We start from the raw sequence: 12861 nt of genomic DNA, 5'->3' as shown, positions 1-12861 counted from the left end.
GATGTCGTGAACGCCAACAGTTCCCGTGACGCGATCTATCTCGATCACTGCGCCACGTCGCGATGTTCGCCGGAAGTGGTCGACATCGTGCGGTTTTACATGGAGCGGGAGTTCGGCAATCCCGCATCCGCCTATGCGATGGGGCGCCGTGCGCAGCATGCGGTCGAGACCGCGGCCCGGCAAGTCGCGTTGCTGATCGGCGCGCGCGCTGACGAGATCGTCTTCACGTCGGGGGCGACGGAGGCGAACAACATCGCGCTGTTCTCGAGCTTCGAGCATGATGAACGCGCGCCTGCCGGCGCGCTGCTTTGCCCGATCGATCACAAATCCGTATTGTCCGTCGGCCGGGAACTGAGGCGCCGGGGGCTCGCGGTCGACACCCTGCGCGTCACGTCCAGCGGACGCGTGCAGCCGTCGGAGGTCGAGGCGCGACTGTCGGCCGACACACGCATTGTCAGCATCGGTCACGTGAACTCCGAACTCGGCACGATTCAGCCCGTGGACGAAATCGCGTCGATCACTCGCCGTTCGGGCGCATGGCTGCATATAGACGCGGTTCAGTCGGCGGGAAAGATTGGGCTGAATGTCAAGGAAACCGGTATCGGCATGCTGTCGATTTCCGCTCACAAGATACAGGGGCCCAAAGGCATCGGCGCACTTTTCGTCGATACGCGCGTGGCCTCAAAGCTGCGGCCCTTTATTTACGGTGGCGGCCAGAGCCGCCTGCGTAGCGGGACACTGCCGACCCCGCTCATTGCCGGATTCGGTCTCGCGTGCGAAATGGCGCAGTCCTCGCTCGCCCAGCGTCACACGAGAGTCGTGACATTGCGGAACTATTTCATCGAGCGTCTCTTTCAACGTGTATCGGATGCCGTGTTGAACACCGATCTCTCATGCAGCTCGCCATATGTCGTGAATGTTCGTTTCGAAGGCATCGCATCGGAGGCGCTGGTATCCGGGATGCATCAGGTCGCTATTTCGTCGGGCTCGGCCTGCAATTCCGCGGAACTGCTGCCTTCGCCCGTGCTTACCGCGATCGGCCTGAGCGGCGAGCAGGCCCGGGCATCCGTTCGGTTCTGCTTCGCGCATGATCTCGACGAGGCCACGCTGGATACGGCGCTCGAGCATCTTGTCCACAAGATCAATGCTCTTCGTCAGGGGCCCCGCAGATGACCCACGAGCCCACCCATCTTCACGCCGGTTTCTACGAACGCGCATTTGGCGGCTTCACGGTCCAGGCAATCGAGGAGGTACGCTCGGAAACTTATGGAGAGGATCTGGGGCAGAACGACTGGTCGACCGCCGATGACTTCCGTGCGTTTGGGCAGTGGCTGGGCCTGTCCGCCAATTCCCATCTGCTCGACGTTTGCAGCGGCTCAGGCGGGCCGGCGCTATTCGTTGCCAAGCAGAGCGGATGCCGGGTCACGGGTGTCGATATTCAGCCGGACGGCCTGCAAACTGCGCGACGGCTTGCGCGGGAGCAGGGGCTGCAAGATCGCAGCCAGTTCGTCGACTGCGACGTGCGTCAGCCGCTGCCGTTTCCGGATGGCAGCTTCGATGCGTTGCTGTGCGTCGATTCGATCGTTCATCTGCGCGATCGGCAGGCGCTGCTGAACGAATGGCGGCGGCTGCTGAAACCTGGCGGACGGTTCGTCTATACCGACCCCACGTTGGTTACGGGTATCGTCAGCAAGGACGAGGTCGTGGAGCGTGGTACACCAGGTTATTTTCTATATACGCCCGTCGGTTTGAATGAATGCCAGATCGCCGAAGCGGGGCTGAAACTGGAGCACCAAGTCGATCTCACGGCAAATGTGGTGAAACTCAGCGAACGCTGGCATGCTGCGCGCGAGAAGCGGCGCGCGCAACTTGTCGCGATCGAGGGCGAGGAGGCATTCGATCGCATGCAGCGTTTCCTGGCGACCACCCGGCTGGTGTCGGTCGAAGGCAGGCTTTCCCGCGCTGCCTTTATCGGACACCGCTTGTGAGCCGCGTGGTCAATCTCCGGTCAGAAATCGGAATCGAGGCCGTCTTGCACTTGCTCGGCCGCGCGCAGTACCGCGCGCGCCTTGTTCTCGGTTTCCTGCCATTCGGATTCGGGCACCGAGTCCGCGACGACGCCCGCCGCTGCCTGCACGTATAGATTGCCGTTGTGGATGAGGCCGGTGCGGATCGCAATCGCGAGATCCATTTCGCCCGAGAACGACAGATAGCCGACCGCGCCGCCATAGAGGCCGCGCTTCACCGGCTCGAGCTGGTCGATCAGTTCCATCGCGCGCACCTTCGGCGCGCCGGACAGCGTGCCGGCCGGGAATGTCGCGCGCAGCACGTCGAAATTCGTCATGCCGGGTTTGAGCTTGCCCTCGACCGAACTGACGATGTGCTGCACATGCGAATACTTTTCGATCACCATCTTGTCGGTGACGGCAACCGAGCCGATTTGCGCAATCCGGCCGATGTCGTTGCGCGCCAGATCGATCAGCATCACATGCTCGGCGATTTCCTTCGGGTCGTTCAGCAACTCGGTCGCGAGTTCGGCGTCGCGCTCGGGCGTGTTGCCTCGGGCGCGCGTGCCCGCGAGCGGGCGGATCGTGACGATTTCGTCGTCGCCGCGCTTTTCCTGGCGCACGAGAATTTCCGGCGACGCGCCGACCACATGGCAATCGCCGAAGTTGTAGTAATACATGTACGGCGACGGATTCAGCGAGCGCAGCGCGCGGTACAGCGACAACGGATTGTCGCGGTACGGCTTCGACAGGCGCTGGCCCACCTGGATCTGCATCAGTTCGCCTTCCGCGATGTATTCCTTCGCACGCCGGACCGCGGCGAGATAGTCGTCCTTCTTGAACTCGCGGTAGATCTCGGTGCGCACGCTCGCCGACGTGACGGGCGGCTCGACGCTCGCGCGCAGCCGCTGCTTCAGCTCGCGCAGCCGGTGCTTTGCCTTCGTGTACGCCTCGGGCGTTGCCGGGTCGGCATAGACGATCAGGTAGAGCTTGCCCGCGAGGTTGTCGATGACGGCGACTTCCTCGGTCAGCAACAACTGGATGTCGGGCAGGCCGAGATCGTCGTGCGGTGCGGTGTGCGCGAGCTTCTTTTCGATATAGCGCACCGCGTCGTAGCCGAAATAGCCTGCGAGGCCGCCGCAAAAGCGTGGCAGGCCGGCGCGCTGCGCAACTTTGAAGCGGCTCTGGAATGCCGCGATGAATGCGAACGGATCGCCGTCGTTCGTTTCGACGACTTGCCCGTCCGTCACGACTTCCGATATGCCGTTTTTCACGCGCAACCGCGTGCGGGCGGGCAGACCGATGAACGAATAGCGTCCGAAGCGCTCGCCGCCGACGACGGATTCCAGCAGGAACGAGTTCGCGCCGCCGCGTTCGGGCTGCGCGAGCTTCAGGTATAGCGATAACGGCGTTTCAAGGTCGGCGAGCGCTTCGGCGATCAGCGGAATGCGGTTGTAGCCGGCGTTGGCGAGCGATTGAAATTCGAGTTCAGTCATGTTCCGGTCCTTCGTCGGGACGATCGGCGCGGCGCGCCGGGAATCGGGTAGGGCTGCGCGTGACCCGGGCACTGTCTCTTGGGATCGTCGACGAGCGGAGGACGAACCGGTGGATGAGGGCCCGGCGATCGCACGCCGTGCATCGGCCCTACGCACGAACGGCAAGCATTCGAATGCGGTGAGCCAACGGGTTGGACGACGATCGGGGCGCTTGGTGCGCAGCGAAACAAAAAACGGGGCTGAAGACGAGCTTCAGCGTACCTCATTGAGGTTAGCGCGACCAGCGACGCCAGGGCCAGGCTCCCCGGTCGATGCTGCTCAGACTCCGTTTTTTGTTCAGAAACATGCGGATGGAAGAAAAATGATCAAACGGCTGAACTGGCCGAATTGTGTGCGGCAATTGCTTGCGCGGCGGCCAGAAGTGAATCGACTATACCATCCGATTCGATCATTTGTATAGCTTTGCCATGGTTGTAGCCATACGGTACGGTCAGCGTCGCCATGCCGGCCGCGCGGCCGGCGAGCGCGTCGTTTTCCGAGTCGCCGATCGCGACCGCCGCATGCGGCGCGACGCCGAGCGCATCGCACGCGGCGAGCATCGGCGCCGGGTCGGGCTTTTTGCGCGGCAGGCTGTCGCCGCCGAGCACCGCTGAAAAATAGCCGACCAGCCGATATTGCGCGAGCAGCTCAGCCGCGAAGCGGTGCGGCTTGTTCGTCACGCACGCGAGTTTCAGGCCCGCATCGTGCATCGCTTGCAAGCCTGCGGCGACATCCGGATAAAGCCGCGTGTGGCGGCCGTTGATCTTCGCGTACTCGTCCTGATAGAGCGCAAGCGCCTCGGCGAAGCGCGCTTGCGCCTCGGGCTGCGCAAAGCGCGGCGCCAGGACGCGCTGGATCAGGTTCTCCGAGCCTTTGCCGACGTAGTGCATCACTTCGTCGCGCGTTGCCGCCGGCGCGCCGAGGCGGGCAAGCATTGCATTCAAGCTGGCCGTGAAATCGTCAGCAGTGTCGACCATCGTGCCGTCGAGATCGATCAGCGCCGCGTCGATCCGCGGCGCGGCGGCAAGGCGAGGGAGCATTGCCATCGCCGTCACGCGCGCTTGACGGCGGCGAGCGCGTCGCGCATCTCGCCGATGACCTGCCGATAGTCAGGCTTGCCGAAGATCGCCGAGCCCGCGACGAACGTGTCCGCGCCTGCCGCGGCAATCTCGGCGATGTTGTCCACCTTCACGCCGCCGTCGATCTCGAGATGGATCTCGCGGCCGGTGCGCTCGGTATATGCGTCGATCCGCGCGCGCGCTTCGCGCAGCTTCTCGAGCGCGTGCGGAATGAACGATTGGCCGCCGAAGCCAGGGTTCACCGACATGATCAGCACGAGATCCACGCGATCCATCACGTGATCGAGGTAATTGAGCGGCGTCGCCGGATTGAACACGAGGCCCGCCTTGCAGCCGTGGTCGCGGATCAGGCCGAGCGTGCGATCGATATGGTCCGACGCCTCCGGGTGAAAGCTGATCACGTTCGCGCCCGCCTTCGTGAAATCCGGCACGATCCGGTCGACCGGCCGAACCATCAGATGCACGTCGATCGGCGCCTGCACGTGCGGGCGGATCGCTTCGCAAACGAGCGGGCCGATCGTCAGGTTCGGCACATAATGGTTGTCCATCACGTCGAAATGGATCCAGTCTGCGCCGGCGGCGATCACGTTGCGGACTTCTTCGCCGAGCCGCGCGAAGTCGGCTGACAGGATGCTGGGGGCGATGCGAAATTGCGTCATGGCTTTCAGGAGCGTGCGTGGGGAGCGCCGCGATGCGACGAAAGACGCCATTTTACCGCCCATGCGCGTGCCGCCCGGTTGCGGGCCAGAGCCTCATCAAGCAGAATGCCGACCAATGCGGCGACGGCGGCGCGTGCGCAAGCCCGCGCCGGACGCGTGCGGCGACCCTGACGAGACCATCATGAGCCAGTACCAATTCAGCGTGTCGGTGAAGACGTGCTATTTGCCGGAACAATCCGACCCCGAGCGCCGTCAATACGCATTCGCGTACACGCTGACGATACGGAATACCGGGCAGGTCGCCGCGCAGCTGATTGCGCGGCACTGGATCATTACGGACAGCGAGAATGACGTGCAGGAGGTCAAGGGGCTCGGCGTAGTCGGCCATCAGCCGCTTTTGCAGCCGGGCGAGCAGTTCGAGTATACGAGTTGGGCCGTGATCGCGACGCCGGTGGGTACGATGCGCGGCGCGTACTTTTGTGTCGCGGAGGACGGCGAGCGTTTCGAGGCGCCTGTCGAAGAGTTTGCGCTGCATATGCCGCGTACGCTGCATTGAAGCGTGCCGCGGCGGCCGCGCCGGCTAGCGGCAGGATGAATGTCGGGAGGGGGCGCGTTCAGCGCTGGGGCTTGTCGGGCTGGTTGGACGATTTCTTTTTGCCCGAGGTCGTCCAGAAGACGATGAAGACGAGTAGCGCGAGCGCCAGCAAAGATTCCAGCGCGAAGATGAGCATTGGGTATTGGTCGAGCAGATCGGACATGGCAGTTTCCATCAACAACAGACATTGTATGAGTTTTAGCCGGCGGTTTGCCGGGTGGGCTGCTGCTGCGGTGGCCGCCGTGCTTCTGGCCGCATGCGGCGGCTCGCCGGTGCGCACGAAGCCGCCGACAGGCGCCGCGATCGTGCCGGGGCAGATCGCCGCCGCTCGGCTGACGCCGGTGGCATGGCAGCAGGTGCCGGGCTGGCAGGACGACAGCCTGGTCGGCGCGACGATCGCGCTGCGGCAAAATTGCGTGCGTCTCGAGCGCCAGCCGAACTGGCGGCGTGCGTGCGCCGCGGCCGCGCGGCTCGACGATCTCGACGTCGGCAGCGCACGCACGTTCTTCGAGACGTATTTCACGCCGTTCCAGTTCGCGAATAACGACGGCACGCTCGACGGTCTCGTGACCGGCTACTACGAGCCGCTGCTGCGCGGCTCGCGGGTGAGGCGCGGCGCGTACCAGTACGCGCTCTATCGCTGGCCCGCCGGCTACCGGGCGGGCGCGCCGCTGCCAGCGCGCGCGCAGCTCATGCGCTCCGGCGTACTGAATGGCAACGAACTCGTGTGGGTCGACGATCCGATCGAAGCGTTTTTCCTGCAAGTGCAGGGTTCTGGGCGGGTCGTGCTCGACGACGGCACAGTGATGCGCGTCGGCTATGGCGGCACGAACAATCAGCCGTACCGCTCGATCGGCAAATGGCTGCTCGATCGTGGCGAACTCAGCGCCGGACAGGCGACGATGCAGGGGATCAAGGCGTGGGCGCGCGCGAATCCGGCCAGGGTCGATGCGCTGCTCGACACCAATCCGCGCTTCGTGTTTTTCCGTGAAATGCCGTCGCAGGAAGCCGTTCCGCAAGGCGGCGCGGACGGTCCGGTCGGCGCGCTTGGCGTGCCGCTCACGCCTGAGCGGTCGATCGCGGTCGATCCGTCGTCGATTCCGCTCGGCACGCCGGTATTCCTGCAGACGACGCGGCCGATGACGAACGCACCGCTCAACCGGCTCGTGTTCGCGCAGGATACGGGAACCGCGATCAAGGGCGGCGTGCGTGCCGACTATTTTTGGGGGCTCGGCGACGACGCGGGCGATCAGGCTGGGCGGATGAAGCAGGTCGGCCGGATGTGGCTGCTTTTCCCGAATTCGTAAGCGATGACGTTGGGGGCTGGCGCGAGCGGCCCGCCGGCTGGGCGGGCAGAGGCACGCGACTCGTTTTTCGCGTGAGGTTTCGTCCGGCCGGGGCCGGTTGGTTTGCCTGATTGGATGCGATGCGTGATGGCGTGCGTTGCCGGCGCGAGCCGGCGGTTATTGACTCATGCGTCCAATACTCCATTATTTTTTGCGTTCGCGGTTCGCGGTTCGCGGTTCGCGGTTCGCGGTTCGCGGTTCGTCAAAAAGACGAATCTCGCTTCACGGCCGACGCTTGTCGACGATTCGGCGTGCTTTACCCACGGAGCGCTCGATACCGCCGACAGGCAGCACGTCGATGATCGCCGTCACGCCGACCATCGCCTTGATGTCATGTGCAAGCGCCCGGCGGCCCGCTTCGATCGCGGCCGCGTCTGGCGAAATGTCCGAATTGGGCTCGATATTGAGCGTCAGCACGTCGAGCGGCCCGTCCTTTGTCAGCACGATCTGATAGTGCGGCGCAAATACGTGCTGCTTGAATAGCTGTTCTTCGAGCTGAGTCGGAAACACATTGACGCCGCGCACGATCATCATGTCATCGCAACGGCCGGTAATTTTGTCCATCCGTCGCATCGTGCGCGCTGTGCCTGGCAATAGCCGCGTCAGATCACGCGTGCGGTAACGAATGATCGGCATTGCCTCCTTGGTGAGCGAAGTAAACACCAGCTCGCCGAATTCACCATCAGGCAGCGCTTCGCCGGTATCCGGATCGATGATCTCCGGATAGAAATGATCTTCCCAGATCGTCGGGCCGTCCTTCGTTTCGACGCATTCCGACGCGACGCCCGGACCGATCACTTCAGACAGCCCATAAATGTCGACGGCGTCGATTCCAACCCGGCGCTCGATCGCCTGCCGCATATCGTTGGTCCATGGTTCCGCACCAAAGATGCCAATGCGCAGCGAGCACTGGGCAGGATCGAGATGCTGCCGCTCCATCTCATCGACGATCGACAGCATGTAGCTCGGCGTCACCATGATGATATCGGGCCGGAAATCCTGAATGAGCTGCACCTGTTTTTCCGTCTGGCCGCCGCCGAACGGGATGACGGTGAGCCCGGCGCGCTCCGCGCCGTAGTGCGCGCCGAGGCCGCCTGTGAAGAGACCGTAGCCGTAACTGACATGGACCTTGTCGCCGGGCCGCGCGCCTGCCGCGCGGATAGACCGCGCGACGACGCCGGCCCACGTGTCGATGTCGCGCGCCGTGTAGCCGACCACGGTCGGCTTGCCTGTCATGCCCGACGATGCGTGAATGCGCGAGATCCGCTCGGGTGGCACGGCGAACATGCCGAACGGATAGTTGTCGCGCAAGTCTTGCTTGGCCGTAAACGGGAAGTGGGATAAATCGGCGAGCGTTTTCAAATCGTTCGGATGAACCCCCGCCGCGTCGAATTTGCGACGGTAGACGGGCGAATGCTCGTATGCATGCGCGAGCGACCATTTGAGCCGTTCGAGCTGAAGTGCGAGCAATTCGTCCCGGCTCGCTTGTTCGATGGGTTCTAGCGGAAGCGATGGGGGCATGGTTGTCTCCGATATTTTTATAGGCCGTTCGCGTAAAACGAGGCTATCGATCTCGCGGGACGACGGTTCCCGCAATTCGGGCTGATTTACCGCGGAACATTGCGACAATTTCACCGGCCTGATTCGTTACCTGAATGTCATAGATGCCATGCCGCCCATTCAATGCCTGCTCTCTCGCTTCCGCGGTAAGCGTGTCGCCTGCCGCTGCCGGCCGCAGGAATTCGATCGAACAACCGGCTGCTACCGTATTGACGTTGTATGAATTACATGCGAACGCGAACGCCGAGTCCGCCAGCGTGAAGATGAGCCCTCCATGGCAGATCTGGTGGCCGTTCAGAAAGTCAGGTCTAACGGGCATGCGCATGCGCGCATAGCCGGGCCGTACCTCGAGCAGTTCGATGCCGAGCGCCCGGCTGCAGGTGTCGGCGGCATACATCGCCTGGGCGACGGTTTCGGCGAGCGCTTCGGCCGGCAGCGCGCCGGTTGCGGAATACTCGGGCATCTCAGCGCCCCTCGAATCGGGGCGCGCGCTTTTCGATGAATGCCCGGACACCTTCCGAATAGTCGTGCGATTGCCCAAGCTCGCGTTGCAGGTCTCGTTCGAGGTCGAGCTGCTGGTCGAGCGTGTTGGTCATGCCCGCGCGCATTGCCTGCTTGATGGCGGCAATGGCGCGCGTCGGCTGTTGGGCAAGTTGACGGGCAAGCTGGGTGGCCGTGTCGATGAGTTCGCCATCGTCGACGACGCGCCAGATGAGTCCCCAGCGCTGCGCCTGCTCGGCAGAGAGTTTTTCACCTGTCAGCGCGAGGCCGAGCGCACGCGCAAAGCCGATGCGTTGCGGCAGAAACCACGTACCGCCCGAGTCGGGAACGAGGCCGATCTTCACGAACGACTGGATGAAGCTGCTCGATTGAGCCGCGATCACAAGGTCGCACGCCAATGCGAGATTGGCTCCCGCACCCGCAGCAGTGCCGTTGACGGCCGCGATGACGGGCAGCGGCAGCGCCTGTAGCCGGCGGATCAGCGGATTGAATTGCGCTTCGATCAGCGCGCCGAGATCGGTTACCGAGTCGGGCGAGGAATCGAGGTCGGCGAGATCCTGGCCAGCGCAGAAGCCGCGTCCCGCGCCGGTGAGAATCAACGCGCGCGCGTTCGCGGCTTGCACATCGTTTAATGCCGATTGGAGTTCGCCATGCATCGCACGCGTAAAGCTATTGAGCTTGTCGGGCCGATTGAGTTCGATCGTCGCAACGTGTGCGGCCTGATCGATTTCGACACGAATCGCTTGATAGGACATCGAATGTCTCCTGTCAGTCGAGATAGGCTTGCACGGCTCCTCGGGGATTCATGCATCGTAGCGAACGACGGCGTGATAGACAGCCTGGCCGAACGGGCTATGCCGTTTGGCCGGCTTCCGCGGGAGCGGCCTTGGGCGCAATATGGTGTCGACTTTGCACGACACGAAAGCGATTCGCGACAAATGCGGCGTCGGACAGCGATGCGTTCGCGGCCGGATTGGCGCCGGTCCCGTGGAAATCCGAGAAAGCCGCGGACTGGTTGACGAACACGCCGCTCGTCAAGTTGATCGACAGCGCGACGCCGCCGCGCACGGCGGCTTCATGCGCCGCATCGACGACAGCGTCATCCGTGCTATAGACGGAAAGCGTGAGCGCGCCGTGTTCGGCTGCGATCGAACCAGCGAGGTCAAGCGATTGCGCAGTCGAATCGGTCGCGATGACGAACGAGATCGGGCCGAACCATTCCTGCGTGAACTTCGCATGGTCTGCTGCGTCGAGCTGTAACACCAGCGGTGTGCGCACGCGGGCGGTGTCGAATGCCGGGTGAACGAGTGCTTGACTGTCGATGAGCACTGGGCCGAGCTTGCGCGCTGCGTCGATGCGCGTCGCGACCCCTTCGTTCTGGAGCGCGCCGATGAGTTCGACCGCACGTTCCGGATCGCCGGTCAGCTTCTTCACGGCATCGGCAATCGCCCGCGCGACTTCGTCGAAACCGATGTGCCCGTCCGCAGTGCGAATGCCGTCGCGAGGTACGTAGATATTTTGTGGCGCAGTACACATCTGGCCCGAGTAGAGCGACAGCGAGAACGCGATGTTCCTGGCGGCGGCTTTCAGATCGTCAACGGAATCGATCACGATCTGATTGACGCCCGCTTTCTCGGTATACACCTGCGCTTGATGAGCGTTTCGTTCAAGCCAGTTGCCGTTCGGCGTGCTGCCCGTGAAGTCGATCAATTTGATTTCGGGGCGCAGCGCGAGCGCTTGAACGAGAGCGCCGTCGTCGCCTTCGGTTGCGAGCAGCGTGACCACATTCGGGTCGAAGCCCGCGTCGCGTAGCGTATCGCGCGCAATGCGTACGGTGATTGCGAGCGGCAGGATTGCGCCGGGGTGTGGCTTGACGATCACCGTGTTGCCGGTGGCGAGGTCGGCGAACATGCCGGGATAGCCGTTCCACGTGGGGAACGTCGAGCAGCCGAGCACAAGGCCCGTGCCGCGGGGCACGACCATATAACGCTTGTGCATCGCAAGCGGCGGATTCTTGCCTTGCGGCTTTTCCCAGTACGTATCGGCAGGAATGCGCTGCAGTTCCTGCCACGCGTAGGCGACGGCTTCGAGTGCGCGGTCCTGCGCGTGCGGCCCACCTGCCTGGAACGCCATCATGAATGCTTGGCCGGTGGTATGCATCACGCTGTATGCGATTTCGAAACTCGCGCGATTCAGGCGGGCAAGGATTTCGAGGCAGACACCTGCCCAGGCGCTCGGGCCGGCGGCGCGCCACGCAGGTTGCGCGTTTGCGGCTGCGGCGATCAATTCGTCGGGGGATGATTTCGGGTATCGGATGCCGAGTGCGAAGCCGTATGGCGATTGCTCGGCGCCAACCGTGCCGCCCGACGCGGGCTGGTCGAGTGTGAACGGCTGATTGAGCTGCGTTTTGAAGGCGGCTTCACCGTCTGCGTTCGCGCTTTCCCCGTACACTTTGGGGCTCGGCATTTCGGCAAACGGGCTCCAATAGCCGCGCGTTTCGATCGCGGAAAGGGCTTGCTTCAGCGTGGCTTCGTGCTTTGTGAACAAGGAGTGTGTCATGACGGCAGCCTAATGTGCGATGAAGTGATCGATGTCGATTAATTAACCGACCGGTTGGTCGATGAATGGTAGCATCAAATTATTTGCGTGTGCGCGATGTTTCGCGCTGCCTTGATCGAGGAGGAATAGATGGCTTACGAAAATATCCTGACGCAGACGCGCGGCCGGGTCGGGCTGATTACGCTGAATCGCCCGAAGGCGTTGAACGCGCTGAATGATGCGTTGATGGACGAACTGGGCGCGGCATTGAAGGCGTTCGATGCTGATGAAGGTATCGGTGCGATCGTCATCACCGGCAGTGAGAAGGCGTTTGCTGCTGGCGCCGATATCGGCATGATGGCCAAGTACTCGTACATGGATGCATACAAAGGCGATTACATCACGCGCAACTGGGAGACCGTGCGGCAGATCCGCAAGCCGATCATCGCGGCTGTCGCGGGATTTGCGCTGGGCGGCGGCTGTGAGTTGGCAATGATGTGCGACATCATTTTCGCAGCGGACACGGCGAAATTCGGCCAGCCGGAAATCAAGCTTGGCGTGATGCCAGGGGCGGGCGGCACGCAACGTCTGACGCGTGCGGTATCGAAGGCGAAGGCGATGGACATGTGTCTGACCGCGCGTTTCATGGATGCGGAGGAGGCGGAGCGCGCTGGGTTGGTTTCGCGGATCCTGCCCGCTGACAAGTTGCTTGATGAGTCGATTGCCGCTGCCGCGACGATTGCTGAGTTTTCGCTGCCGGCCGTGATGATGGTGAAGGAAGCAGTTAATCGAGCTTACGAGACGACGTTGGCCGAGGGTGTGCATTTCGAGCGACGCTTATTCCATTCGCTGTTTGCCACCGAAGATCAGAAGGAAGGAATGGCCGCATTCGTTGAAAAGCGCAAGCCGGCGTTCAAGCATCGTTGATTGCATGGATATCGGCGTGCATAAAGCCGCCGACGAAATTTTTTTCGATATGGGGTTGCGCGAAGGGCGCGGGCTGACTAGAATCACGCCTCTTTCACGGAAACGGAAACGAGGC

14 protein-coding genes are annotated in these 12861 nt (G+C 62.9%); 5 read left to right on the top strand and 9 right to left on the bottom strand.

Going from position 1 to position 12861, the window contains the following annotated elements; translation table 11 throughout:
• The first annotated feature begins 6 nt into the window (after positions 1-6).
• Positions 7-1173 carry a cysteine desulfurase family protein gene (locus WS68_RS15560; RefSeq protein WP_059571664.1) on the top strand — a complete coding sequence of 389 codons (1167 nt, stop codon included), beginning with the start codon at positions 7-9 and terminating at the stop codon, positions 1171-1173.
• Positions 1170-1988: a class I SAM-dependent methyltransferase gene (locus WS68_RS15555; RefSeq protein WP_059571663.1), complete on the top strand. Its 819-nt coding sequence runs from the start codon at positions 1170-1172 to the stop codon at positions 1986-1988. Before WS68_RS15560 ends, WS68_RS15555 begins: the two co-directional genes overlap by 4 nt.
• A gap of 20 nt (positions 1989-2008) precedes the next feature.
• Here the strand turns inward: WS68_RS15555 and trpE are convergent, their stop codons facing one another.
• The 4 genes from trpE to WS68_RS29380 all read right to left on the bottom strand — a co-directional run bounded on the left by trpE (position 2009) and on the right by WS68_RS29380 (position 5535).
• Positions 2009-3502, bottom strand: coding sequence for an anthranilate synthase component I (trpE, locus tag WS68_RS15550; protein WP_059571662.1), 1494 nt, complete (start codon positions 3500-3502; stop codon positions 2009-2011).
• Positions 3503-3867: 365 nt separating this feature from the next.
• On the bottom strand, positions 3868-4581 hold the full coding sequence (locus tag WS68_RS15545) for a phosphoglycolate phosphatase (RefSeq protein ID WP_156429525.1): 714 nt from the start codon (positions 4579-4581) through the stop codon (positions 3868-3870).
• Between the two features lie 11 nt (positions 4582-4592).
• Positions 4593-5279 (bottom strand): ribulose-phosphate 3-epimerase, encoded by a 687-nt coding sequence (gene rpe / locus WS68_RS15540; protein ID WP_059571660.1) that lies wholly within the window; start codon positions 5277-5279, stop codon positions 4593-4595.
• A gap of 52 nt (positions 5280-5331) precedes the next feature.
• Positions 5332-5535 carry a hypothetical protein gene (locus WS68_RS29380; RefSeq protein ID WP_082710081.1) on the bottom strand — a complete coding sequence of 68 codons (204 nt, stop codon included), beginning with the start codon at positions 5533-5535 and terminating at the stop codon, positions 5332-5334.
• Here WS68_RS29380 and apaG point away from each other — a divergent pair.
• Positions 5461-5835: a Co2+/Mg2+ efflux protein ApaG gene (gene apaG / locus WS68_RS15535; RefSeq protein ID WP_059571712.1), complete on the top strand. Its 375-nt coding sequence runs from the start codon at positions 5461-5463 to the stop codon at positions 5833-5835. The genes WS68_RS29380 and apaG overlap by 75 nt on opposite strands.
• 58 nt (positions 5836-5893) lie before the next feature.
• On the opposite strand, the gene WS68_RS28970 is transcribed toward apaG, so the two are convergent.
• The gene (locus tag WS68_RS28970; RefSeq protein ID WP_231753033.1) at positions 5894-6037 is read right to left on the bottom strand and encodes a hypothetical protein; all 144 of its coding nucleotides are present in this window, start codon (positions 6035-6037) and stop codon (positions 5894-5896) included.
• 28 nt (positions 6038-6065) lie between these two features.
• On the opposite strand from WS68_RS28970, the gene mltA reads away from it, so the two are divergent.
• Positions 6066-7181, top strand: coding sequence for a murein transglycosylase A (gene mltA, locus WS68_RS15530; protein ID WP_059571659.1), 1116 nt, complete (start codon positions 6066-6068; stop codon positions 7179-7181).
• Between the two features lie 261 nt (positions 7182-7442).
• Here mltA and paaK read toward each other — a convergent pair whose 3' ends face one another.
• From paaK to paaN, 4 genes are all read right to left on the bottom strand, one after another.
• Positions 7443-8741, bottom strand: coding sequence for a phenylacetate--CoA ligase PaaK (paaK, locus tag WS68_RS15525; protein WP_059571658.1), 1299 nt, complete (start codon positions 8739-8741; stop codon positions 7443-7445).
• A 43-nt stretch (positions 8742-8784) separates the two neighbouring features.
• Entirely contained in the window at positions 8785-9177 is a 393-nt protein-coding gene (gene paaI, locus WS68_RS15520) for a hydroxyphenylacetyl-CoA thioesterase PaaI (protein WP_082710080.1), read from the bottom strand.
• A 67-nt stretch (positions 9178-9244) separates the two neighbouring features.
• Positions 9245-10036, bottom strand: a complete 792-nt coding sequence (gene paaG / locus WS68_RS15515; RefSeq protein WP_059571656.1) for a 2-(1,2-epoxy-1,2-dihydrophenyl)acetyl-CoA isomerase PaaG — start codon at positions 10034-10036, stop codon at positions 9245-9247.
• A 97-nt stretch (positions 10037-10133) separates the two neighbouring features.
• Positions 10134-11840 (bottom strand): phenylacetic acid degradation protein PaaN, encoded by a 1707-nt coding sequence (paaN, locus tag WS68_RS15510; RefSeq protein ID WP_059571655.1) that lies wholly within the window; start codon positions 11838-11840, stop codon positions 10134-10136.
• A 129-nt stretch (positions 11841-11969) separates the two neighbouring features.
• Between paaN and WS68_RS15505 the strand changes: the two genes are divergently transcribed.
• The gene (locus tag WS68_RS15505; RefSeq protein WP_059571654.1) at positions 11970-12746 is read left to right on the top strand and encodes an enoyl-CoA hydratase; all 777 of its coding nucleotides are present in this window, start codon (positions 11970-11972) and stop codon (positions 12744-12746) included.
• Positions 12747-12861: the final 115 nt, after the last annotated feature.

This window comes from Burkholderia sp. TSV86, from assembly GCF_001522865.1.
GTDB lineage: Bacteria > Pseudomonadota > Gammaproteobacteria > Burkholderiales > Burkholderiaceae > Burkholderia.
Note: the sequence above shows the minus strand (reverse complement) of the source record. Positions and strands in the feature narration are given on the sequence as shown.

Coding starts and splice junctions, on each gene's coding strand:
- paaK (WP_059571658.1), bottom strand. CDS start 8,741: ATGCCCCCATCGCTTCCGCTAGAACCCATCGAACAAGCGAGCCGGGAC.
- WS68_RS15505 (WP_059571654.1), top strand. CDS start 11,970: ATGGCTTACGAAAATATCCTGACGCAGACGCGCGGCCGGGTCGGGCTG.
- trpE (WP_059571662.1), bottom strand. CDS start 3,502: ATGACTGAACTCGAATTTCAATCGCTCGCCAACGCCGGCTACAACCGC.
- paaI (WP_082710080.1), bottom strand. CDS start 9,177: ATGTATGCCGCCGACACCTGCAGCCGGGCGCTCGGCATCGAACTGCTC.
- apaG (WP_059571712.1), top strand. CDS start 5,461: ATGAGCCAGTACCAATTCAGCGTGTCGGTGAAGACGTGCTATTTGCCG.
- WS68_RS15545 (WP_156429525.1), bottom strand. CDS start 4,581: ATGCTCCCTCGCCTTGCCGCCGCGCCGCGGATCGACGCGGCGCTGATC.
- paaN (WP_059571655.1), bottom strand. CDS start 11,840: ATGACACACTCCTTGTTCACAAAGCACGAAGCCACGCTGAAGCAAGCC.
- paaG (WP_059571656.1), bottom strand. CDS start 10,036: ATGTCCTATCAAGCGATTCGTGTCGAAATCGATCAGGCCGCACACGTT.
- WS68_RS28970 (WP_231753033.1), bottom strand. CDS start 6,037: ATGTCCGATCTGCTCGACCAATACCCAATGCTCATCTTCGCGCTGGAA.
- rpe (WP_059571660.1), bottom strand. CDS start 5,279: ATGACGCAATTTCGCATCGCCCCCAGCATCCTGTCAGCCGACTTCGCG.
- mltA (WP_059571659.1), top strand. CDS start 6,066: ATGAGTTTTAGCCGGCGGTTTGCCGGGTGGGCTGCTGCTGCGGTGGCC.
- WS68_RS15555 (WP_059571663.1), top strand. CDS start 1,170: ATGACCCACGAGCCCACCCATCTTCACGCCGGTTTCTACGAACGCGCA.